This is a genomic window from Nonomuraea sp. NPDC049646 (assembly GCF_044465525.1).
Classification (GTDB): Bacteria; Actinomycetota; Actinomycetes; order Streptosporangiales; family Streptosporangiaceae; genus Nonomuraea.
In genome coordinates, this window is the sequence record NZ_JBITLU010000007.1 from 430,827 (window position 1) to 452,429 (window position 21,603).

Sequence of the window (21,603 nt, forward strand, 5' to 3'; positions counted from 1 at the left end):
AATTCGTAACTTATGCGCGGCCCAACCGGCGCAGCAGCAGACCGGACGGAACCGGTCTGGCTCCCATCCGGCGGACGGACTCGGCGACCTCGCGGTCGGAGGAGACGACGGCGATGGCCCGGCCGGGCGGCTCGGCCCGGACGAGCTGGCGGATCAGGTCGTCGGCGATCTCCCCCGGCGCGCTGAACAGCACCCGCACCCCGCGCGGCGCCACCACCTGCACCGGCGCGTTGAGCTCGGCGCCGTCGAAGACCACCGTCACCTCGACCCGGGTCTGGGCGACCAGCCCGCCGAGGCCGGTCATCAGCCGGTTGCGCTGGTCGGCGAGGGTGAGCGTGCCGTAGCCGGTCTTCGTGACGTTGTAGCCGTCGATGATCAGGTGGACCTGCGGCAGCGCCAGGAGCTGGTCGAGGAGCTGCGGGTCGTCGTCGGCCAGGGCCCGGGCGGGCACGCCGCGCACCCCCGGGCGCTCGCCGGTGCTGGCCGCGACCGAGTCGGCGGGACGGCTGATCGTGGTGGGCAGCGCCAGCTCCCTGCGCAGCCCGGCCGAGGCGTCCTGGAGGGCGTCGAGCAGCACCCTGATGCGGGCGTCCTCGATGCTGCGGCCCTCGCGGGCGGCCCGGCGGGAGGCTTCGAGCTGCCTCTCCACGTCGGCCAGGCGCTCGCGCAGGCGGCGCAGCTCGGCCTCGCCCGCGTTGCCGGCGGTGGAGGCGGCGTGCCGGGCGTCGTCGGCGGCCTGTTCCATCTCCTCGGCCCGGCGGGTGGCGGCCTTGGCCCGCTCGCGGGCGTCGTGGAGCTTGCGCCGCAGGTCGGAGTTCTCGGCGCGGGCCGCCTTGATCTGCTCGCGCAGCCGGTCGGCCTCCTCCTTGGCGGCGGTCTTCTGGGCGGCGAGCTGCTCGCGCAGCCGCGTCACGGCCTCCTCGCGCTCGGACCCCTCGGCCGCCACGGCGGACTGCTCCAGGTCGGCGCGGGCGGTTTCGATCATCTCCGCCCAGCCGGGCGGCCTGGTGAGATAGGCTGCGGCAGCCACCAGCACGGGGTCGGCGGCGGGCGGCACGCTGCCCTCGGCCAGCGCGGCGACCAGCTCGGGCCAGCCGGCGGCGACGGACTCCGCGACCAGTTCGCGGAACTTCTTGTCGTTCTCCAGTTGCGCGGCGATCGGCGCGCTGCCCAGTTTGGCGCGCTTGCGCGGGTCGAACTTGGCGATGCCGCGCAGCGGCGGCGGCACGGAGACGGCGGGCATCGTGCCGAGAACCTGCGCGGCCAGGTCGACGACGTTGAGGCGCACCTGCTCGGGAAGCGGGCGAGACAGGCCTTCACCCGCTGAACTCATCCCACTTGTCCCTTCGTGACATGCCCTTTCAGACAAGGGTACGGCTCTTGCGTACCTGACCGTAACGGTCCCTTGAACCTAGACAAGCGCTTGGTAGGGGGTATACGACTGAGCCGGGGCAGCGATCCGGCGTGGAGGTGAGCGGTGACGGAACAGATGCGCACGTCCACGCGTGACCTGGAGGAACTGCGCGAGCGGGCGTCCCGCTGGCTGCGCGGCCGGGTCGGCGGGGACGCCACGGTGTCGGAGCTGTCGCGGCCCGCCGGCAACGGCATGTCGAGCGAGACGCTGTTCTTCACCGCCACCTGGGCCGCCGGGACCCGCAGGTGCGTGGCCAGGCTCGCACCTGCGGAGGAAGCCGTTCCGGTGTTCCCCTCCTACGATCTGCGGGCCCAGTTCGAGGTCATGCGGCTGGCCAGGGAGAAAGCTGGGATCCCAGCGCCCAGGCCGCTCTGGTTCGAGCCCGACCCCGCGCCGCTCGGGACGCCGTTCTTCGTCATGGAGCGGGCCGAGGGCGACGTGCCGCCGGACGTCATGCCGTACACGTTCGGGGGCTGGCTGCACGACGCCTCCCCCGGCGACCGGCGGCGGCTGCAGGAGGCGAGCGTCGGGCTCGTGGCGGCGCTGCACGAGACGCCGTACACCGGGCAGGACGTCGCGGTGCTCGGCCCGCTCGCCCCCGGCGGCACGGACGGCCTGCGCGCGCACGTCGAGGCCCAGCGCGCATACTACCGGTGGGCGCACGGCGCACGGCCGATCCCCGTGCTGGAGCGGGCCTTCGACTGGCTCGGCTCACACTGGCCGGACGATCCCGGCCCCGACGTCCTGACCTGGGGCGACGCCAGGATCGGCAACGTGATGTACCGCGACTTCACGCCGGTGGCGGTGCTGGACTGGGAGATGGCCGCCGTGGGCCCGCGCGAGCTGGACGTCTCCTGGATGATCTTCCTGCACCGCTTCTTCCAGGACCTCGCGGTGACGATGGGCCTGCCCGGCATGCCGGATTTCATGCGCCGCGACGACGTATGCCAGAAATATCGCGAAATAACTGGCTACGAGCCCCGCGACCTCGATTTCTACGAGATGTACGCCGCCCTCCGCCACGGCATCATCATGGCCCGGGTGTGGCAGCGCCGGATCCACTTCGGCGAGCAGCCCATGCCGGACGACCCCGACGACCTGGTGCTCCACCGGGCCGCCATCGAGGAGCTGCTCACCCGCTAGCGTCGTAGACCAGCAGCGCGATCTGCACCCGGTTGTTCAGGTCGAGCTTGGTCAGGATGCGCGAGACGTGCGCCTTGACCGTGGGCACGCTCATGAACAGCTCGCGCCCGATCTCGGCGTTCGACCGGCCCTGCCCCACGGCCAGCGCGACCTCGCGCTCCCGCTCGCTCAGCCGGCCGAGCAGCCCCCGCGCCCGCTCGGTGCGGTCGCGCCCGCCCCCGTCGGACACGTGCGAGATGAGCTGCCGGGTCACCGCCGGCGACAGGATCGGCTCCCCCGCGGCCACCCTCCTGACGGCGTCGACCAGGTCGCCGGGCGGGATGTCCTTCAGCAGGAACCCGGCCGCCCCCGCGCGCAGCGCCCGCACGACCTGGGCGTCGGCGTGGAACGTGGTCAGCACCACGACCTCGGGCGGCGCGGCGGTGCGGCGCAGCGCCTCGGTCGCGGTGAGCCCGTCGACGCCCGGCATGCGGATGTCCATCAGGACGATGTCGGGCCGGTGCTCGGCCACCCGCGGCGGCACCTCGGCCCCGTCGGCCGCCTCGCCCACGATCTCGATGTCCGCGGCCCCGCCGAGGATCATCGACAGCCCGGCCCGCACCATCGCGTCGTCGTCCACGATCAGCACCTTGATCGGCGCGTCCATCGGCCCTCCGTCGTTCAACGTCCGTCCCCGTCCTGCTCCGGCGGCCACGGCAGCCAGGCGCGCACCCGGAACTCGCCGCCGGTCACGCCGTGCTCCAGCCGGCCGCCGGCCAGCTCGGCCCGTTCGGTCAGCCCGATGAGCCCGGCGCCCGCCCCCGGCATGCGCGTGCCGTGCCGCGACCACACCGGGTTGCGCACCTCGGCCGTGACCCCCTCGCCCGGCTCGCCCGCCACGGTCACGGTCACCGGCGCGCCGCCCGCGTGCTTGCGCGCGTTGGTGAGCGCCTCCTGCACGATGCGGTAGACGTTGCGGCCCGCCCCGGCCGGGACGCCGTCCGCGGCGGCCAGGTCGAGGCGTACGTCCATGCCGGCCTGGCGGCACTCCTCGACCAGCGCGGGCAGGTCGGCGAGCGTCGGCTGCGGCCGGTCGGGCACCGGGTCGGCGGCCCCCGGCGGGGTGTGGCGGAGCACGCCGATCACCTCGCGCAGGTCCTGGAGCGCCAGGTGGGCGTTGCTCCTGATCGCCCCGGCGGCCCTGGCGACGTCCTCGGCGGGCGCGTCGGGACGGAACTCCAGCGCCCCGGCGTGCAGGCTGAGCATCGAGATGCGGTGGGCCAGCACGTCGTGCATCTCGCGGGCGATGCGCTCGCGTTCGAGCCGTTTGGCGTCCTCGGCGGCGGTCTCGGCCCGTTGCCTGAGCGACCAGACGAGCTGCCGCCTGGCCCGGATGACGATGCCCCAGGCGTACACGGTGAGCACGATCGTGACCCCGAACGCCGCGTTCCACAGCGGGCTCAGCTCTTCCTGGGGCCGCAGCAGCACGTACGGGGCCAGGGTGACCAGCGACAGCAGCGCGAGCGGCCCGGAGACCTTGAACGGCCGGTGCACCGCCACCGTGAACAGCGCCACCACCGAGGCCCCGCCGACGAGCTCCAGATAGGCCGACAGCAGGGTCGTCACCAGCGCGAACGCCACCGGCCAGCGCCGCCGCAGCCACACCCCCGCGCAGGCCAGGGCCCCCACGATCTGCTCGACGGCCAGCAGCGGCTCCGGCTCGTGCCGGATCTCCTCCAGGCTGACGAACGTCAGGCCGCAGGCCAGCAGGAACAGCGCGATGTCGGAGATCCAGTCGAGGGTCGAGCGCCGCACCCGGCCCCCGCGCCCGTCGCCGAGCAGCGTGGACGGCAACGCCCACCGGTATTCCAGGGCCGGATCGCCCTCCCCCCGCAGTTCCCTCACATTCGTCGAGGTTATGCCCTGCGCGGGAGCCGGCGACAGCGACCAAAGTCGGTGTCGCCGCAGACCGATGGCCGAGGCGGGCGGACCGCCGCCGCGGCGAGTGTGGACGGCATGAAAGCGGTGGTGGAGGTGTTCGGCTGGCTGCTGATCCTGCAAGGGGTCGGCGGGCTGCTCAACACGCTGTTCGGCTGGTGGGGGTGGGCGCACGGCCTGCTCGTGGTCAATGTCCTGCCCTTCCTCGACGGTTACGAGGTCTTCGCGGCCGTCGTGATCGGCGTGCTCGGGTTCGCGCTGCTCGCGGTGGCCGACGCGGCGGGGCGGACGGCCGGCGGGGCGGAGGAGGGCCGATGAGCGGGACCGAGCTGCGTCCGCCGCGGCACCGTCCCGACCGCCGGGCGGTGGCGTGGTGGACGGTGCAGTGGCTGGTCCTGATGGTCCCCGTGGCGGTGGCGGCCGTGGGCGCGTACCTGGTGTTCACGCCGCGCACGCCGGGGCTGGGGGTGGCGGCGTGGGCGTTCGCCGGGGTGTGCCTGCTGGTGGCGCTGGCCGAGCCGCGGGCGGCCTACCGGGTGCAGCGGTGGGAGGTCACCGAGGAGGCGGTCTACGTCCGCCAGGGGTGGCTGACGCACACGTGGAAGGTGGCGCCGATGTCGCGGATCCAGCGGGTCGACACCGAGCGGGGGCCGGTGCAGCGGCTGTTCGGGCTGGCCGACGTCACCGTGACCACCGCCTCCTCCGCCGGGGCCGTCAAGATCACGGCGCTGGACCACCGGCTCGCCGCGGACCTGGCCGAACGGCTCACCGCGCGCACCCAGGCGACGCCCGGGGACGCGACGTGACCGGCTGGCAGCGGCTGTCGGGCCGGGGGCTGGGGAACGCGGCCGTCAGGTCGCTGGCGTTCGTGGCCGGCGCCGTGGCCGCGCTGGCGCGGTTCCTGGTGGGCCGGGACTGGGAGGCGGGCGGCGTCGTCGCCGCGTGCGCGGGGGCCGCCGTGCTGATCGTGGCGGGGGCGGTGGCCTACGAGGCGGCCCGGCTGCGGACGACCGCCTGGCGGCTCACCGCCGACCGGCTCGAACTGCGCTCCGGCGTGACCGTCCGGCAGCACCGGGCGGTCCCGCTGGACCGGGTGCGCAGCGTGGACCTGCGCGCCGACCCGGTGCGCCGGGCGTTCGGCCTGGCCGTGGTCAGGGTCGGCACGGGCGAACGCGCGGCCGAGGGCTCGGAGCTGGTGCTGGACGCCCTCGACCGGCACTCGGCCGAGATGCTCCGCCGCACGCTGCTGCGCCAGGACGCGCCCGCGCCCGAGGACGGCCCCCTGGCCGAGCTGCGCTGGTCGTGGATCCGGTACGCGCCCCTGTCGGTCTGGACGTTCACCGGGGCGGCCGTGGTCCTGGGCGCGGCCTACAAGGGGCTCGGCGCCGTCGGGCTCAGGGACTTCACCGACCGGGCGGCGAGCGGCCTGTGGGGCTGGGTGAGCGCGCAGCCGTGGCTGGCGGTCCCGCTGGTCCTGGCGCTCAACGCGGCCGTCGGCGCGCTCGGCGCGTTCCTGCTGTACGCCGAGTCCTGGGGCCGCTACCGCCTGGAACGCGAGCCCGGCCGGCTCAGGCTGCGCCGCGGGCTGCTGACCACGCGGTCGCTGACCCTGGAGGAACGGCGGCTGCGCGGCGTCGAGATCAGCGAGCCGCTGCTGCTGCGGCTGGGCGGCGGCGCCCGCGTCAAGGCCGTCGCGACCGGCCTGGCCAAGACCGACGACGAGACCGAGGACGTGGCCGCCCTCACCCCACCGCTCCCCCGCGCCGAAGCCGCCCGCATCGCCGCCGGAATCGCGAACACGCCGGCAGGCGCCGGAGCCAGGGCAGGCGTCGGCACAGGAGCCCGCACAGGCTCCGGCACGAGAGACAGCGCGGGGATCGGCCCAAGGGACGGCGCGGGGCTCGGCACGAGGGACAGCGCGGCGATCGGCGCGGGGGGCGGGTCGTTGATCGCGCATCCGGCGGCGGCCGGGCGGCGGCGGGTCGTGCGGGCGCTGGTGGCCACGGTCGTGCTGGCGGCGGGCGCGGGGCTCGCCTGGTGGCTGCTGCCCGCGTCGTGGCCGCGCGCGTGGGTGTGGGCGGCGCCCGTCCTGGCGCTCCCGGCGGGGTTGTGGCTGGCCGCCGAGAGCCGGCGCGCTCTCGGTCACGCGCTGGGCCCACGGCATCTGGTCATGCGCCGCGGCGCGTTCGTCCGCCGTACGGTGGCGCTGGACCGGGCGGGCATCACCGGCTGGACGTTCCGGCAGTCGTTCTTCCAGCGTCGCTCGGGCCTGCTGACCGTCTCGGCCTGCACGGCCGCGGGCAGCGGCCACTACGAGGTGCTGGACGTGGGCCGCAGCGACGGCCTCGACCTGGCGGCACGCGCGCTGCCGGGACTGCTGGACCCGTTCCTGACCAGCGGACCGGGCGGCGCACCGGGCGGCGGACGACCCGGCGGAAGGAGCGGCTGACGGCAGGCCGCGTGATCCACCACGGTTGCCCATGCCCCTGTAGCGGACAAGCGTGATCGCGCGGCCCGGCAGCTTGCTGGTCAATACGCTATTTGTCGCGCTTGCAACCGAGTTGCAGCCTTGTTAACCGTTGGCGTAAATCGCCCACCGGGAGGACCGCCCGACGCCTGCGCCCTGGCGTCCGGCGCGGGGGCTCAGCTTCCGGCTGGTTGTTTGGCCAGTTCGGCCAGGTATGCCCTGGCCAGGGCGAGGGCGCCGTCCTGTGCCTCCTTGCGGGGCATGAGCCGGGCCTTGGGCGAGTTCGCCGGCTCGCCCTTCGGCCGCTCGGCACCGGAGTAGTCGACCCTGACCACCAGCGCGCCGGTGCGCGCGATAACCGTGCCGCTGGAGGCCGACACCTCGCCCTGCCGGGTCTGCACGAACTGGCCGTACGCCTGGTCGCCGAGCCCCTCGATGTCGCTCAGCCGGCCCCACGTGATGCCGCCGATGGACGATCCGGCGGTGTTCTTGTCGCCGCCGTACTCGCCCGCGTAGTACGCCTTGGCCGCGCCCGGGTCGATCGCGCCCGCCCGGTTGGTGAAGCGGTGGGTGGTGATCAGCATGCTGCGGATCTTGACGTTCCCGGCCGCGCCCGGCAGGTCGAGGTTGAGCCAGCGGCACTCGGTCTCGTCGTCGTTGCCCGACTCGGTGGCGCGCGCCCTGGTGGTGGGCTCCGGCACCAGGCGGGTGGCGGCCTCCGTGACGGCCTGGCAGGCGGGCGGGAAGGCGGCCAGCTCGGTGGGCGAGGGCGTCGGACGGGCGGCCGGGCTCTGGGTGGCCGTGGCCTGGTCGGGCTTGGCCAGCACGCCGGGGTGTTGCGCCTGCCAGGCGGCCACCCCCTTGGCGAAGTACGCGATCAGGCCGCTGACCTCGCGGATCGCGTTGTCCTCCGTGATGGATCTGGTGCTCTCGTTGGACAGGATCTGCGCGTCCTTGCGCTGCTGCCCGGCCTGGAACTTGACCCGGATCGTCATGTCCCCGACCTGGGCGTGGGCCTGGCCGAAGGAGTACCACAGCAGCTTGCCGTCGCGCCGCCAGGTGTACTGGGCGAACGCACCCTCGCCGACGCCGGGGACGTCCTTGACCGGGGAGACGTACTCCTTCTCGTCGGGGTCGAGCGAGGGCTTGGCGGTGGCGCCGTACTTGGCGCCCTGGAACTCGATCTCGTAGGAGTTCTGGGCCATCGAGCGGCCGGTCTTGGCGCCGTCGCCCTTGTGCTGCTCGATCCTGACGTCGATCTCCCTGCTGCGCCAGAACTCGCCGAACGAGATGCGCTGGTTCTGCCAGTTGCAGGTGAAGGCGACGGTGTAGTCGGAGTCCCTGGAGGACTTGGTCACCGTCGCGCCGGGGGCCAGCCGTTCGGCCTCGTCCGCGGGCAGCATCGAGCAGGCGTCCGGGCCGGGCGCGGCGGCGGCGGGCACCACGGACCGCGCCGCGGACGACGACGGCCCGGCGGCCGTCCCGGCGCCGCCCTTGCCGGACAGCAGCAGGTAGGCCCCCACGCCGCCCCCGGCCACGAGCACCACGAGGGCCGCGGCGAGAGTGGGCATCAGCCACGCCGGGCGGCGTCCGGGCCGACCGGCGGGCGGCCCGCCCATCGGCCCCGTGGGCGGCAACGACGGCGGCCCCCACTGAGGCTCCGGCGGCGGCCCCCACTGCGGACCCGCCTGCGGACCAGGCTGCGGACCAGGCTGTGGGCCCGACGGTGGGCCCACCTGTGGACCGGGCTGCGGGCCCGGCTGTGGGCGAGGCGGCGGGCCCGGTCGCGGCGCGGAGGCCGGGCCCGGCGGCGGCGCCGGCGGCCTTCCCTGCGGCTCGAACCGCCTGCCCGGCACCGGATGAGGGGTGGTCGGCGGCTCGTACTCGCTACCGGGATTCACTGCGACTCCTGAGATTGCCGTGACTTGCGGTGAGACATGGCGAAGCGCCCCTTGCAGCACGCGTGACGGTCATCCCGGCAGCGCCCCGGAGACCAGCCGGGCGATCCGCAGGGCCGTCTCCTTGTCGACCGGCGTCTTGACCGACACCTCGTCGCGGTGCCAGACCACCTCGCCGAGCAGGTTGCTGGACCGGAAGAGCACGATGCTGTCGGACCGGCCGACCGTGCTGGAGGACATCAGCAGCTCGAAGCGGTTCTGCACGAACGCCGCCTCCCCCACCCCCGCGACGTCCACGACCTCGCCGGCGGCCGCCCGCGCCCGGGTGCCCTGCGCCGCGTTCCTGGTGCCCTTCTCGCTGGCGAACCGGCGCGCGGCCACCTGCGGCCCGCCGAGGTCGCCGTCGGGCTTCTCGATCCAGGTCCGTACGGTGATCCGCCGGGCCCGCCGCTCCTCCAGCCCCGCCACCCACTGGCACTCGCCCTCCCGGGTGGCGCTGCGCCGGACGGCGCCCTTCGCCAGCTCGGCGGCCTGGGCGTCGCCCAGCAGGCGGCAGGGGTCGGGGGCGGCGGCGTACCGGCCGGTATCGGGCTGACCGGCCACGGCGTCCACGGCGTACCAGCCGGCGCCGAGCACCGCGACGCCGGACGCGACGGCCACCGGCAGCAACCACCGCCGGCGCCGCCCCGGGACCGTGCCCGAGCGCACCGGCGCGCCGCTGAGCACCTGCCGGACCTGGGCCGCCGTGGGACGGGCGGCGGGCTCCTTGGCCAGCATCGCCATGAGCAGCCCGCCCAGCTCGCGGCCCGCCCGCTCGGGGAAGGGCGGGTCGTGCAGCAGCACCGCCGCCGCGACCGCGGCGGGAAGCTGCCGCTCGAACGGCGCCCGCCCCTCCACGGCGGTGTACAGGCTCGCGCCCAGCGACCACAGGTCGGACGCCGGGCCCGGCGCCTGCTCGTTGAGCCGCTCGGGCGCCATGTAGCCGGGCGAGCCGCCGCTGCCGCCGTCGCCCTGACCGCCCATGGGGACGGCGATGCCGAAGTCGGTCAGCATGGCCGAGCCGTCGGCGTCGAGCAGGATGTTGGCCGGTTTGACGTCGTGGTGGAGGATGCCGTGGGCGTGCGCGACCTCCAGCGCCGAGAGCACCTGCAGCCCGATGCGGGCGGCGTACGGGGGCGGCAGCGGCCCGTTCTCCCTGATCACCTTGTCCAGGGACCGGCCGGTGACCAGGTCCATGATGATCCACGGCTGGTCGCCGTCGAGCACCACGTCGTGCACGAGCACGATGGCCGGGTCGCGCAGGCGTCCGGCCGACCTGGCCTCGTGGATGGCGCGGCCGGCGAACTCGGACCGCTGGCGGGGGCTCAGCCCCTGCGGCACCCGCACCTGCTTGACGGCGACCTCGCGGTCGAGCGTCTCGTCCAGCGCCCGCCACACCGTGCCCGCGCCGCCCTGCCCGAGCTGCTCGACCAGCCGGTAGCGGCCGGCCAGCAGGTAGTGGTCACTTCGCACGGCGCAACGCCTGCTCGCTCGCCCGGGCCGCCTTGATCGCCGCCTGCCGGACGTCCTCGTCGGTCGGCTTGTCGGCCAGGGTGGCGTACTGGACGGCCACCACCAGGTTGGCGATCCGGTAGTAGACGTGGGCCGAGTGGACGCGGCCGGTCCTGCCCTTCAGCTCGAACGCGAACGCCTCCTCGCCGAGGCCCGTCAGGTCGTGGACGGGGGTGCGCGTGGAGCGCATGTTGGCCTTGACGCCGATCTCGGGCCAGGTCCAGTCGATCTGGTCGTACTTGGCCCAGTAGCGCTTCTGGTTCTGGAACAGCGTGCGGGCCGTGGCGGCGGTCATCGACCAGGGGTCGACGGTGTCGGAGTCCTTCTGCACCTGCAGCCCGATGCCGGTGCCGGCGGCCGGCCAGCCGCATTCCGGGCCCACCTCGTTGCTGTCCGGCTGGGCCTTGGGCGGGCTCTGGGTGCGCAGCAGGCCGCCGACGTCCTGCGGGGTGAGCAGGGTGCACACGTCCATCGGCACGGTGAACGCGGCCGGCGGCCCGTCGTCGTCGCGCAGCACGACGAAGCCGGTGGCCCCGGCGGCGACCACCAGCACGGCCGCGACCGCGCCCCACAGCAGCAGCGGCCGGCCGCGCCGCCCCACCCGGCGGGGCGCGGTCACCTGCTCGCCGGCCGCCAGGACGGGCGGCGGGCCGCCCGCGGCCACCTGCCTGAGCGCGTGCACGACGTTGCGCGGATCGGGACGGGCGTCAGGGTGGCGCGCCATCATCGCGGCCAGCAGCGGCCCGAGCGGCCCCGGCGCGACCGGCACCGGCTGCGTCACGGTCGCCCTGACCCGCTCGGCGATCGAGCCCTGGTAGGCGTTCCCGCCGGTCACGGCGACGAACAGGGTCGCGCCGAGCGACCACAGGTCGCTGGACGGGCCGCCGGGCTCGCCCTCCAGCCGCTCGGGCGCGATGAACCCGGGCGAGCCGATCATGAGCCCCTGCTCGGTGAGCGCGGCCTGCCCCTCCTGCCGGGCGATGCCGAAGTCGGTCAGCACCACCCTGCCGCTGTCGGTCAGGAACACGTTGCCCGGCTTGACGTCGCGGTGCTGCAGCCCCTGGGCGTGGGCGGCCTGCAACGCCTCCAGCACGTCGGCGCCGACGCGGGCGGCGTACTCGGGGGGCATGGGGCCGAACTCGCGCACGGTGTCGGCCAGCGTACGGCCCCGCAGCAGCTCCATGACCAGCCACGGCCGCTCGTGCTCGACGATGACGTCGTGCAGCGCCACGATGCCGGGATGGCGCAGCCGGGCGGTGACCTGCGCCTCGCGCACGGCCCTGGTGACCGCGTCGGCGCGGTACTTGGACGGCATGCCCTCGGGCAGGGTGAGCTCCTTGACCGCGACCTCGCGGTCGAGCATCTCGTCCTTGGCCAGCCACACCTTCCCCATGCCGCCGGCGCCGAGTGGGCGCAGCAGGGCGTAGCGGCCGGCAAGTCTTCCCGCGGACATAAAGGGAAGGGTAACTAAGGATCAAGAAGGATGGTTATTTGAGCACGTTTCCCGTTCACCCCACCATGCCCTCCCGGGTGCTCTTCCCCGCGCTCCGGCGTGGTCCGGCGGAGTAACTGTCGGTCCCCCTCTCTATGGTCTTGGAACGTGGACGCGGTTCAAGGCACCCTCGACGAGCTCGGCACCCCGCTGAGCGACGTCACGTTCGTCGTGTTCGACCTGGAGACCACCGGCGGCTCGCCGGCCGAAGACTCGATCACCGAGATCGGCGCGGTCAAGGTGCGGGCGGGTGAGGTGCTGGGCGAGTTCTCCACCCTGGTCGACCCCGGCGGACCGATCCCGCCGTTCATCTCGGTGCTGACCGGCATCACCGACGCCATGGTGGTGGCCGCCCCGCGCATCGAGGCGGTGCTGCCGAGCTTCCTGGAGTTCATCAAGGGCTCCACGCTGGTGGCCCACAACGCGGGCTTCGACACCCGCTTCGTCAAGGCCGCCTGCGCCGCCCACGGCTACCCCCCGCCCGCCAACCCCGTCGTCGACACCGTCGACCTGGCCCGGCGGGTGCTGACCCGCGACGAGACGCCCAACGCCAAGCTGTCCACGCTCGCCCGGTTCTTCCGCAGCCCCACCGAGCCGTGCCACCGCGCCCTCCAGGACGCCAGGGCCACCGTCGACGTGCTCCACGGGCTGATCGAGCGGGCCGGCTCCTTCCAGGTCCACACGCTGGAGGAGCTGAAGTCGTTCGTCCGCGCCCCCACGCCGGAGCAGCAGCGCAAGCGCCACCTGGCCGAGTCCGTCCCGCACGCCCCGGGCGTCTACTTCTTCGAGGACGACCGCGGCGAGGTGCTCTACATCGGCAAGAGCACCAACCTGCGCAACCGCGTGCGCTCCTACTTCACGGCCGCCGAGACCCGCCCGCGCATCCGCGAGATGATCGGCATCGCCGAGCGCGTGCGCCACGTCGTCTGCGCCACCGGGCTGGAGGCCGAGGTCAGGGAGCTGCGGCTGATCGGCGGCGCCAAGCCGCGCTACAACCGCCGCTCGCGCTTCCCGGAGAAGGTGGTCTGGCTCAAGCTCACCGCCGGCCCCTTCCCCCGCCTGTCGATCGTGCGCGAGCTGAAGGACGACGACGCCACCTACCTCGGCCCGTTCAGCAGCTCCCGCCTGGCCGACGAGGCCCGCATCGCCCTGCACGAGGCCGTGCCGCTGCGCCAGTGCACCCAGCCGATCAGCCTGCGCACCCGCCGGGCGGCCTGCGTCCTGCACGAGATGGGCCGCTGCGGCGCGCCCTGCGCGGGCAAGGAGAGCCCGGAGGAGTACGCCGCGCACGTCGAGAGCGCCCGCCGGGCCATGACCTCCGACGCCTCGCTCGTCTACACCGCCGTGTCGGCCCGCATGGAGCGCCTGTCGGTCGAGCAGCGCTACGAGGAGGCGTCCGTCGACCGCGACCGGCTGGCCGCGTTCGTCCGGGCGGCGGCCCGCATGCAGCGCCTGAGCGCCATCACCCGCATCCCCGAGCTCGTGGCCGCCAGCCCGGCCTTCGACGGCGGCTGGGACATCCACGTCGTCCGCTACGGGCGGCTGGCCGCGGCCGGCGTGATGCCGAAGGGTGCCCACCCCACGCCGTTCGTCGCCTCGCTCAAGGCCATGGCCGAGGCGGTCATTCCGGGCCCCGGCCCGGTCCACGCGGCCAGCGCCGAGGAGACCGAGTGCATCCTGCGCTGGCTGGAGTCGCCGGGCGTGCGGCTGGTCGAGGTCGACGGCGTGTGGTCGATGCCCGCCCGGGGCGCCGCCCGCCACAAGGCCCGCATCGATCTGGCCTACCGCGGGCTTGATCAGCGCCGCGACCGAGAGGGACGGCCTTTGCGATGACCGGATACAGTTAATACATGGTCACGGCAATCGTCCACATCAAGGCCGAGGTAGACCGGATCCCGGAGGTCGCCCAGACGATCGCCGAGATCGACGGGGTCAGCGAGGTCTACTCCATCACCGGCGAATGGGATCTGCTCGCCATGGTCAGGGTCGCCCGCTACGAGGAGGTGGCCGAGGTCATCCCCGGGCGGGTCAACAAGGTCGACGGCGTCGAGCACACCGAGACGCACATCGCCTTCCGCACCTACTCCAGGCACGACCTCGACGCCGCCTTCTCGATCGGCTTCCCCGAATCCGACTGATCCCCTCCCCCACGATCCCCGCGCAGGCCCCCGCGTAAGTCCCGCGTCCGCTTCCGCGTTCCCGCGTCCGTTCCTGCGTCCGTTCCTGCGGTCCCGCGTCCGTTCCTGCGCTCCCGCGTCCCGTTTCGCGTCCGTCGCCTGCGGGCCGTTCTCCGCGTCCGTTCATGGGCCCGGCCGTTCTCCGGCCGGGCCCATGCGCGTTCCCGGCCCTGAACCGGTCCGGCAGGCGAGCCGTCGGCGGGCGGCCCGGAACGTGGAACGGCCCGGACGGGGAAACCCCGTCCGGGCCGATCTCGATCAGGCGAAACCCTAGTGGGTGAGGCTCCGGTCGTCGCCGGAACCGATCGCGGCGTGCTCGCCGTGCTCCCCGTGCTCGCCGTGGTGCCCCTCGTCGAGCGGGATCTTCTCCCCGCCGTACGCCTTGGACATCCGGCCGCGGAGCTTGCCGAGCGGGCCGCGCATGCCCTTGGGCGGGATGCCGGAGGCGTCCTCGTCCACGGGCAGGGCCGGCACCGCCTCCTTGCCCCGCATGTGGGCTTCAAGGTCGTCGGACGGCGGCGTGTGCACCTCGATGAACTCACCGTGCGGCAGCCGCTTGATGACACCCGACTCCACACCGTGCCCGATGACCGCGGCGTCGCTGCGCTGCAGGCCGAGGCACATGCGGTAGGTGATCAGGTAGGCCAGCGCCGGCCCCACGAACACCAGAGCCCGGCCGATGTACGTCGTCCAGTTGAGGCTGATGTGGAAGTTGGCCGAGATCTCGTCGTTGGCGCCGAGCAGCCACAGCACACCGTAGAACGTCATCGCCGAGATGCCGATCGCGGTGCGGTGGGGGTTGTTGCGCGGACGGTCGGCGACGTGGTGCTCGCGGTTGTCCCCGGTGACCCACCGTTCGATGAACGGGTAGAGCGCGAGACCGGTCATGATGATGCCCATCGGCACCAGCGCCGGGATGATCACGCTCAGCGGCAGCGTGCCCGCGTGGGCCGTGCCGAACAGGTTCCACTCCCACGGCGGCATGAGCCGCAGCGAGCCTTCGAGGAAGCCCATGTACCAGTCGGGCTGCGAACCGGCGGAGATGTCCGCCGGCGTGTACGGCCCGAACAACCAGATCGGGTTGATCTGGGCGAACGTCGCCAGCCCCGACACCACGGCGAGCGTGAACAGGAAGTAGGCGCCCGCCTTGGCCATGAAGGCCGGGTAGAACGGCGCGCCCACCACGTTCTGGTTGTTCCGCCCCTTGCCCGGCATCTGCGTGTGCTTCTGCACCCACATGAGCACCATGTGGGCCGAGACCAGCGCCAGCAGGATGCCCGGGATGAGCAGGATGTGCAGCGAGTAGAACCGGGAGATGACGTCCTCGCCCGGATACTCCCCGCCGAACAGGAAGAACGTGATGTACGTGCCCACCAGCGGCAGCGAGATCGCCACGCCCTCGGTGATCCGCAGACCGGCGCCGGAGAGCAGGTCGTCGGGGAGGGAGTAGCCGGTCAGGCCCTCGGCGAGCGCCAGGGTCAGCAGCAGCACGCCGATGATCCAGTTGAGCTCGCGCGGCTTGCGGTAGGCGCCGGTGAAGAACACCCGCAGCATGTGCACCGTCATGCCGGCCACGAAGAGCAGGGCCGCCCAGTGGTGCATCTGCCTCATCAGCAGACCACCCCGGACGTCGAAGCTGATCTCCAGCGACGACGCGTAGGCCTCCGACATCATGACGCCCTTGAGCGGCGCGTACGAGCCGTCGTAGGCGATCTCGCCCATGCTCGGCTTGAACCACAGCGTCAGGAACGTACCGGTGAGCAGCAGGATGATGAACGAGTAGAGCGCGATCTCACCCAGCAGGAACGACCAGTGGTCAGGGAAGATCTTGCGCAGGTTGCGCTTGAGGAAGTTCGCCCCGCCCAGACGTTCGTCGAGGAAGGTCGACGGCCCGGCGATGGCCTTCGGTACGGCGTTCAGGTCGCTCATGCCTGGCCTCCCTTCTCCCTGGCCTCGGCCTCGGCGTCGCCGCGTTCCCAGAAGCTGGGACCGACGGGCACGTTGAAGTCACCCTGGGCGATCAGATAGCCCTCGCTGTCGACGGTGATGGGCAGCTGCGGCAGCGGCCGGGCGGCCGGGCCGAAGATGACCTTCGCGCCGTCGGCCGCGTCGAACGTCGACTGGTGGCACGGGCACAGGATGTGGTGGGTGGTCTGCTCGTAGAGCGCCGCCGGGCAGCCGACGTGCGTGCAGATCTTGGAGTAGGCGACGATGCCGTCGTGCGTCCAGTTCTGCTTGACGCCGCCCTTGAGCTCCTCCGGACGGAACTTGATCAGGATCAGCGTGGCCTTGGCGAGGGCGTTGAGGTCGTGCTCGTAACCCTCGGGGACCACCGACAGGATGCCGCCGGGCGAGTTGAAGTCGGCCGCGCGGATCGGCTGGCCGGTGCCCTCGACGACCAGGCGCAGCGGCTTGCCCTCCTTGGTCTTCTCACCCCAGACCGTGTGGCGCAGCAGCTTGTTGAACTTCGCGCCGGGCATCTTGGAGTTGTCGAGGTCGCGCAGCAGCACCAGCGGCACCAGGCCGAGCGGCGCGGCGGCCAGCAGCAGCGTGCGGCGCATCAGCTTGCGCTTGACGAAGCCGCTCTCGTTGGCGCCCTGCAGGAACGTCTCGGCGACGACCTCGCGGTCGTCCTCGTCGGAGGCCATCGTGTGGCGCTCCTGGACCAGCGCGTACTTCGGCATCATCTGGCGGACCCAGACCACGATGCCGACCGCGAGGCCGAGGACGGCCAGGGTCAGCGTGCCGCCGAGGGCGAGGTTGGAGACCCCCGTCGCCTCGGGGCTGCCGACCTGGAACACCACATAGGAGATGAGGAAGGCGATGCCGGCCAGGAAGGTGATCGCGAAGCAGAGCGCCACGATCTTCTCGGCCTTGCGGGCCTTGGCCTCGTCCGGCAGCGTCACGCCCGGGACGTCGCGGTCGGCGACGTCTTCCTTGTCCGCGGCGCCCAGCATCGACGTGCCCGGCGCGGGAGTGCCGATGACGCGCTTGGGCACGCGTTCGTCCGGCTGCTCGATCTCGTGCTCGTTGTCTGTCATGACTTCTGTCGCTTCTTCGCGGTGATCCAGATGGCGGCGAGGGCTAGGGCGGCGATGCCTACCACGAACGCTACGAGACCTTCGGTGACCGGGCCGATGCGCCCGAGGCCGAACCCTCCGGGGTCCTTCTGCTCACGGACCTGGGTGATGTACGCGATCATGCTGCGCTTCTCCTCAGGCGTGATCGTCGAGTCGTTGAAGACCGGCATCGCCTGCGGGCCGGTGACCATCGCCTCGTAGATCTGCGTCGGTGAGGACTCGTTGAGGTTGGGCGCGTACTTGCCCTGCGTCAGGGCACCGCCGGAACCGGCCCAGTTGTGGCACTGGATGCAGTTGGCCCGGAACAGCTCGCCGCCCTTGCCGGCGTCACCGAGCTTGGGGTCGACCTGCTCCTTGCCCGGGACCTGCGGGCCGCCGCCGAGCGACTGCACGTAGGCGGCGACCTGACGGGTCGTCTCCTCGGTGACCCAGTGGGCCGGGGGCTTGCGAGGCGCCTGCGGGCCGGGGTTGGCGGCGGGCATGCGGCCGGTGCTCATCTGGAAGTCGACCGCCGCGGCGCCGACGCCGACGAGCGTGGGGGCGGTGTTGGTGCCCTCCGCGTTCATGCCGTGGCAGCTCGAGCAGTGGGCCACGAACAGGCTCTTGCCCTCGGCCACGTCGTCGACCTTGCCTGCCGCCAGCGCCGCGTCGGCAGGCTTGCCCGCCTGGACAAAGGCGGCGTATACCATCCCGACCAGCGCCAACGCCAAAATCAGGACGGCGTATCTCGCGAGGGGATGCCGCCGCCAAGCGGTGATCCTAGTCACAGAGATCCCGTTCCTTAACGAATGATGTAGATGGTCGCGAAAAGACCGATCCAGACGACGTCTACGAAGTGCCAGTAGTAGGACACGACGATCGCGCTGGTGGCCTGCTCATGCGTAAAGCGCTTCGCGGCGTACGTGCGTCCCAGCATGAACAGGAACGCGATCAGGCCACCGGTCACGTGCAGGCCGTGGAAGCCCGTCGTCAGGTAGAACACCGAGGTGTAAGCGTTGGCGGACAGGGTCGCGCCCTCTGACGCCAGCTCGCCGTACTCGTACAGCTGACCGGCGACGAAGATCGCGCCCATCAGGAAGCTGACGATGTACCAGAAGCGGAGCTTGCCGACCTGCCCCTTCTCCGCGGCCCACACGCCCAGCTGGCACGTCACACTCGACAGGACCAGGATGATCGTGTTGACCGTCGCGAACGGGATGTTCAGGTGAGCGCCTTCTGCCTCAACGCCTGCAGGAAGGAAGGCAGGGCCCCACTCGATGCCCTTCCCCTCGCTCACCGACCGGATGGTGAAGTACATCGCGAACAGCGCCGCGAAGAACATGAGCTCAGAGGACAGCCAGACGATCGTCCCGACACTGACCAGGTTCGGCCGCCGGTACGACTGTGCTGTCGTCGTCGAAGTTATTGCGGATGCTGTCGCCACGGGCAGCATTATTGCGGCTCCGGTGTTCGGTCCGGCCAACGACCCCCCGTTAGGAGGAACAAACCGGCCATCAACCTGGGATAATTGGGACAAAACGCCTGTCAGACCCGGTGGCCTGGGATTGCATCCCGGCGCAACGGTACGATCCAGGTGACCATACAGCTTCGACCGATAGCGAGCGCGACAGTGACGTCCTCTGGGAGCACCGACGACACGATGAGGGTCCTCGTCTACAGCGACGACGCCACCACCCGGGCCGAGGTCCGCCAGGCGATCGGCCGGCGGCCGGCGGCCGACCTGCCCCTCGTCGAGATCATCGAGTGCGCCACCGAGCCCAAGGTCCACCAGTGGCTCGGCTCCGGCGAGATCGACGTGGCGGTCCTCGACGGCGAGACCCAGCCCGCCGGCGGCATGGGCATCTCCCGCCAGGCCAAGGACGAGGTCTACGACTGCCCGCCCGTCTGCCTGATCATCGCCAGGCGCGACGACCGCTGGCTGGCCGACTGGTCCAAGGCCGACGCCGTCGTCCCGCAGCCCATCGAGCCCATGGTCCTGGCCGACACCGTCGCCGACCTCATGCGCCGCCGTTCCGCCACCCGACTCAACGCGAAGTAGGTGCCCATGGACTCCCGGACGACCTGGCCGGCCCTGTTCTCCGCGCTCCTTTCCGGCGAGCACCTGTCGGCCGACGAGACGGCCTGGGCGATGCGGGAGATCTTCTCGGGCAACGCCACCTCCGCCCAGATCGCGGGCTTCGCGCTGGCCCTGCGGGCCAAGGGCGAGACGGTGGCCGAGGTGGTGGGCCTGGCCCGGACGATGCTGGAGTTCTCCACGCCGCTGACCGTCGAGGGGCCCGTCCTCGACGTCGTCGGCACGGGCGGCGACCGCGCCCACACCGTCAACGTCTCCACCATGGCCGCCATCGTGGCCGCCGCGGCGGGGGCCAGGGTCGTCAAGCACGGCAACCGCTCGGCCTCCTCGCTGTGCGGGGCCGCCGACGTCCTGGAGCACATGGGCATCAGGCTCGACCTGACGCCCGAGCAGACCGCGCGGGTGGCGCGCGAGGCGGGCATCGCCTTCTGCTTCGCGCCCGTCTACCACCCGGCGCTGCGCTTCGCCGGCCCGGCGCGCAAGGAGATCGGCGTCCCGACGGTCTTCAACTTCCTGGGCCCGCTGACCAACCCGGCCCGGCCCAGCGCCCAGGCCATCGGCGTCTACGACGCCCGCATGCTGCCCGTCATCGCCGGCGTCTTCGCCGAGCGCGGCGTGTCCGCCCTGGTCTTCCGCGGCGACGACGGGCTCGACGAGCTGACCATCACCGGCACCTCCACGGTGTGGGTGGTCCGCGACGGCACGGCCACCGAGGCCAGGTTCGACCCCTCGATCCTGGGCATCCCCCGGGCCGACGCGGGCGCGCTGCGCGGCGGCGACGTGCAGTTCAACGCCCAGGCCGTGCACGACGTGCTGGGCGGCAAGAAGGGGCCGGTGCGCGACGCCGTCCTGCTCAACACCGCCGCCGCGCTGGTCGCCCACGACGGCGCCGGCGACGACCTCGACACCGCGATGATCAAGGGCTACGAGCGCGCCACGCAGGCGATCGACTCCGGCCTGGCCTCCGACACGCTGCGCCGCTGGATCGAGGTCAGCAGCTCCTACCGCCCGTCGTGAGCGTGAGCGCGCCGCTGAGGCGCGCTCACGTCCTTCGCCGGTACGTATTGCCGAAAGGCCCCGGCAGAGCCTCCAGGGCCTGCTCAGGGCCGGTGGGCGGTCAGCGGCTCAGAAGGTGATGCTCGGGCCGTCCTTGAGCGTGCTCCACTTGAGCCAGTCCTTCCAGTTCTCCTGCCAGTGGCCCCACCCGTTGGTGGGCTCCAGCTTGCGCGGCGAGCCGGTGATGATGATCGGGTCCCCGATCAGGGTGTTCTTGATGAACCAGGCCGCGTTCTCCGGGCTGACGTTCACGCAGCCGTGGCTGACGTTGGAGTTGCCCTGGGAGCCCACCGACCAGGGCGCGCTGTGCACGTACTCGCCGCTGTTGGAGATGCGCACGGTGTTGTAGACGGTGAGCTGGTAGTAGCCCGACTGTCCCGGGCCGATGCCGGGCGAGGTCATGACGGTCACCGGCTCCCGCGACATCGCCAGGTGCACGCCCGAGGTGGTGTAGTACTTCCACTGGCCGCCCTGCCCGGCGCTCATCGGCATGGTGCGGATGCGCTTGCCGTCCCGGCGGACCGTCAGCACGTGCTCGTCGGTGCTGCCCCGGGTGATCTGCGAGCGGCCGATCTTGAAGTCGAGGGTGACGTCGCGCTTGCCGTACAGGCCGGGGCCGCCGCGCACGCCGGCCAGCTTCGCCTCCAGCCGCACCTTCGTGTACGCCGGCCAGTACTCCTCCGGCCGGAAGTCCACATGGCTGTCGTCGAACCAGTGCCAGGCCCCGTCCACCGGCTTGGAGCTGCGGATGGTCAGGTTGCGCTCGACGGCCACCCGGTCGCTCACCGGCTTGTCGAAGGCGATCATGACGGGCATGCCGATGCCGACCGTCAGCCCGGTGTCGTCCTTGTTGGGGGTGATCGTCTGGATGTCGAATGTCTTGTCGCCCTTGACGGTGCTGAACGTGCTGGAGGTCTCGCTCTGCTTGCCCGAGGCGTCCACGCTGACGACGGTGACCGTGTAGCCGGCGCTGGGCCGGGCGGTGGTCGTGCTGCGCCAGCGGGTGCCGTCGCCGCTCAGGACGCCCTTCAGCCGGCCCGCCTTGCCGCCGTCCACCCGGACGCTCTTGATCGTGCCGCCGTGCGCGGACACCACCACGGGCTGGTCGGTGGCCACGTTCACGGCCTTGTCCTGCGGTGTGACGCCCACCGCCGGCTGCCGCGCGACCGCGGTCAGCTCCTTCGTCTCGTTCGCCGCGCCGCTCAGCGAGCACGCCGTGAGCAGCGCCAGGGCCAGCAGGCCGGCCGATCCATTCGCCACGCGTCTCACGAGTGACCCCCTCGCCCAAGATCCAACCTTCTCCTCCCTTATTACCCTGAGTGATCTATTCACGA

Annotated in this window: 19 protein-coding genes; 8 read left to right on the top strand and 11 right to left on the bottom strand. The window is 72.3% G+C overall.

What is annotated here, in order from left to right:
* Positions 1-10: 10 nt before the first annotated feature.
* Positions 11-1,333, bottom strand: coding sequence for an NYN domain-containing protein (locus ACIBQ8_RS23285; protein ID WP_352353299.1), 1,323 nt, complete (start codon positions 1,331-1,333; stop codon positions 11-13).
* 144 nt (positions 1,334-1,477) lie between these two features.
* On the opposite strand from ACIBQ8_RS23285, the gene ACIBQ8_RS23290 reads away from it, so the two are divergent.
* Positions 1,478-2,557 carry a phosphotransferase family protein gene (locus ACIBQ8_RS23290; protein ID WP_397171158.1) on the top strand — a complete coding sequence of 360 codons (1,080 nt, stop codon included), beginning with the start codon at positions 1,478-1,480 and terminating at the stop codon, positions 2,555-2,557.
* Here the strand turns inward: ACIBQ8_RS23290 and ACIBQ8_RS23295 are convergent.
* Both ACIBQ8_RS23295 and ACIBQ8_RS23300 read right to left on the bottom strand, forming a co-directional pair.
* The gene (locus ACIBQ8_RS23295) at positions 2,547-3,203 is read right to left on the bottom strand and encodes a response regulator (protein ID WP_397171156.1); all 657 of its coding nucleotides are present in this window, start codon (positions 3,201-3,203) and stop codon (positions 2,547-2,549) included. The genes ACIBQ8_RS23290 and ACIBQ8_RS23295 overlap by 11 nt on opposite strands.
* A 14-nt stretch (positions 3,204-3,217) precedes the next feature.
* Positions 3,218-4,441 carry a sensor histidine kinase gene (locus tag ACIBQ8_RS23300; protein ID WP_397192940.1) on the bottom strand — a complete coding sequence of 408 codons (1,224 nt, stop codon included), beginning with the start codon at positions 4,439-4,441 and terminating at the stop codon, positions 3,218-3,220.
* Between the two features lie 111 nt (positions 4,442-4,552).
* On the opposite strand from ACIBQ8_RS23300, the gene ACIBQ8_RS23305 reads away from it, so the two are divergent.
* Genes ACIBQ8_RS23305 through ACIBQ8_RS23315 form a run of 3 tightly spaced genes read left to right on the top strand, consistent with a single transcriptional unit; the run spans position 4,553 to position 6,923 of the window.
* Positions 4,553-4,792, top strand: coding sequence for a hypothetical protein (locus tag ACIBQ8_RS23305; RefSeq protein WP_397171152.1), 240 nt, complete (start codon positions 4,553-4,555; stop codon positions 4,790-4,792).
* Positions 4,789-5,280, top strand: coding sequence for a PH domain-containing protein (locus ACIBQ8_RS23310; RefSeq protein WP_397171150.1), 492 nt, complete (start codon positions 4,789-4,791; stop codon positions 5,278-5,280). The genes ACIBQ8_RS23305 and ACIBQ8_RS23310 overlap by 4 nt, the downstream gene beginning before the upstream one ends.
* Positions 5,277-6,923: a PH domain-containing protein gene (locus ACIBQ8_RS23315; protein WP_397192942.1), complete on the top strand. Its 1,647-nt coding sequence runs from the start codon at positions 5,277-5,279 to the stop codon at positions 6,921-6,923. The genes ACIBQ8_RS23310 and ACIBQ8_RS23315 overlap by 4 nt, the downstream gene beginning before the upstream one ends.
* A 194-nt stretch (positions 6,924-7,117) precedes the next feature.
* On the opposite strand, the gene ACIBQ8_RS23320 is transcribed toward ACIBQ8_RS23315, so the two are convergent.
* The 3 genes from ACIBQ8_RS23320 to ACIBQ8_RS23330 form a co-directional block, all read right to left on the bottom strand.
* A complete protein-coding gene (locus ACIBQ8_RS23320; protein WP_397171148.1) occupies positions 7,118-8,512 on the bottom strand; it encodes a hypothetical protein in 1,395 nt (464 codons plus the stop codon).
* Between the two features lie 399 nt (positions 8,513-8,911).
* Positions 8,912-10,351 carry a serine/threonine-protein kinase gene (locus ACIBQ8_RS23325; RefSeq protein ID WP_397192943.1) on the bottom strand — a complete coding sequence of 480 codons (1,440 nt, stop codon included), beginning with the start codon at positions 10,349-10,351 and terminating at the stop codon, positions 8,912-8,914.
* Complete coding sequence (locus ACIBQ8_RS23330) at positions 10,341-11,843, bottom strand: serine/threonine-protein kinase (RefSeq protein WP_397192944.1); 1,503 nt, start codon at positions 11,841-11,843, stop codon at positions 10,341-10,343. The genes ACIBQ8_RS23325 and ACIBQ8_RS23330 overlap by 11 nt, the downstream gene beginning before the upstream one ends.
* A 147-nt stretch (positions 11,844-11,990) precedes the next feature.
* Between ACIBQ8_RS23330 and ACIBQ8_RS23335 the strand changes: the two genes are divergently transcribed.
* Positions 11,991-13,715 (top strand): DEDD exonuclease domain-containing protein, encoded by a 1,725-nt coding sequence (locus ACIBQ8_RS23335; RefSeq protein ID WP_397162238.1) that lies wholly within the window; start codon positions 11,991-11,993, stop codon positions 13,713-13,715.
* Positions 13,716-13,732: 17 nt separating this feature from the next.
* Positions 13,733-14,020, top strand: a complete 288-nt coding sequence (locus ACIBQ8_RS23340; protein WP_125630767.1) for an Lrp/AsnC family transcriptional regulator — start codon at positions 13,733-13,735, stop codon at positions 14,018-14,020.
* A gap of 309 nt (positions 14,021-14,329) precedes the next feature.
* Here the strand turns inward: ACIBQ8_RS23340 and ACIBQ8_RS23345 are convergent, their stop codons facing one another.
* The 4 genes from ACIBQ8_RS23345 to ACIBQ8_RS23360 are packed head-to-tail and all read right to left on the bottom strand — an operon-like array spanning position 14,330 to position 18,571.
* Positions 14,330-15,988: a cytochrome bc complex cytochrome b subunit gene (locus tag ACIBQ8_RS23345; protein ID WP_397171144.1), complete on the bottom strand. Its 1,659-nt coding sequence runs from the start codon at positions 15,986-15,988 to the stop codon at positions 14,330-14,332.
* The gene (locus ACIBQ8_RS23350) at positions 15,985-17,100 is read right to left on the bottom strand and encodes a Rieske 2Fe-2S domain-containing protein (RefSeq protein WP_397171142.1); all 1,116 of its coding nucleotides are present in this window, start codon (positions 17,098-17,100) and stop codon (positions 15,985-15,987) included. The genes ACIBQ8_RS23345 and ACIBQ8_RS23350 overlap by 4 nt, the downstream gene beginning before the upstream one ends.
* On the bottom strand, positions 17,097-17,906 hold the full coding sequence (locus ACIBQ8_RS23355; RefSeq protein WP_397162240.1) for a c-type cytochrome: 810 nt from the start codon (positions 17,904-17,906) through the stop codon (positions 17,097-17,099). Before ACIBQ8_RS23355 ends, ACIBQ8_RS23350 begins: the two co-directional genes overlap by 4 nt.
* Positions 17,907-17,920: 14 nt before the next feature.
* The gene (locus ACIBQ8_RS23360) at positions 17,921-18,571 is read right to left on the bottom strand and encodes a heme-copper oxidase subunit III (protein WP_125630774.1); all 651 of its coding nucleotides are present in this window, start codon (positions 18,569-18,571) and stop codon (positions 17,921-17,923) included.
* 207 nt (positions 18,572-18,778) lie between these two features.
* On the opposite strand from ACIBQ8_RS23360, the gene ACIBQ8_RS23365 reads away from it, so the two are divergent.
* Together ACIBQ8_RS23365 and trpD are read left to right on the top strand one after the other, a co-directional pair.
* Entirely contained in the window at positions 18,779-19,177 is a 399-nt protein-coding gene (locus tag ACIBQ8_RS23365) for a hypothetical protein (protein WP_397171140.1), read from the top strand.
* Between the two features lie 6 nt (positions 19,178-19,183).
* Positions 19,184-20,230 (top strand): anthranilate phosphoribosyltransferase, encoded by a 1,047-nt coding sequence (trpD, locus tag ACIBQ8_RS23370; RefSeq protein ID WP_397192945.1) that lies wholly within the window; start codon positions 19,184-19,186, stop codon positions 20,228-20,230.
* A 108-nt stretch (positions 20,231-20,338) separates the two neighbouring features.
* Here trpD and ACIBQ8_RS23375 read toward each other — a convergent pair whose 3' ends face one another.
* Positions 20,339-21,538 carry an Ig-like domain-containing protein gene (locus ACIBQ8_RS23375; protein ID WP_397171138.1) on the bottom strand — a complete coding sequence of 400 codons (1,200 nt, stop codon included), beginning with the start codon at positions 21,536-21,538 and terminating at the stop codon, positions 20,339-20,341.
* Between the last annotated feature and the right edge of the window lie 65 nt (positions 21,539-21,603).

Bases quoted from the DNA above. Each gene is read 5' to 3' on its own strand.
- ACIBQ8_RS23285 (WP_352353299.1), bottom strand. From the start codon at position 1,333: ATGAGTTCAGCGGGTGAAGGCCTGTCTCGCCCGCTTCCCGAGCAGGTG.
- ACIBQ8_RS23295 (WP_397171156.1), bottom strand. From the start codon at position 3,203: ATGGACGCGCCGATCAAGGTGCTGATCGTGGACGACGACGCGATGGTG.
- ACIBQ8_RS23305 (WP_397171152.1), top strand. From the start codon at position 4,553: ATGAAAGCGGTGGTGGAGGTGTTCGGCTGGCTGCTGATCCTGCAAGGG.
- ACIBQ8_RS23310 (WP_397171150.1), top strand. From the start codon at position 4,789: ATGAGCGGGACCGAGCTGCGTCCGCCGCGGCACCGTCCCGACCGCCGG.
- ACIBQ8_RS23320 (WP_397171148.1), bottom strand. From the start codon at position 8,512: ATGCCCACTCTCGCCGCGGCCCTCGTGGTGCTCGTGGCCGGGGGCGGC.
- ACIBQ8_RS23330 (WP_397192944.1), bottom strand. From the start codon at position 11,843: ATGTCCGCGGGAAGACTTGCCGGCCGCTACGCCCTGCTGCGCCCACTC.
- ACIBQ8_RS23340 (WP_125630767.1), top strand. From the start codon at position 13,733: ATGGTCACGGCAATCGTCCACATCAAGGCCGAGGTAGACCGGATCCCG.
- ACIBQ8_RS23345 (WP_397171144.1), bottom strand. From the start codon at position 15,988: ATGAGCGACCTGAACGCCGTACCGAAGGCCATCGCCGGGCCGTCGACC.
- ACIBQ8_RS23350 (WP_397171142.1), bottom strand. From the start codon at position 17,100: ATGACAGACAACGAGCACGAGATCGAGCAGCCGGACGAACGCGTGCCC.
- ACIBQ8_RS23360 (WP_125630774.1), bottom strand. From the start codon at position 18,571: ATGCTGCCCGTGGCGACAGCATCCGCAATAACTTCGACGACGACAGCA.
- ACIBQ8_RS23365 (WP_397171140.1), top strand. From the start codon at position 18,779: ATGAGGGTCCTCGTCTACAGCGACGACGCCACCACCCGGGCCGAGGTC.
- trpD (WP_397192945.1), top strand. From the start codon at position 19,184: ATGGACTCCCGGACGACCTGGCCGGCCCTGTTCTCCGCGCTCCTTTCC.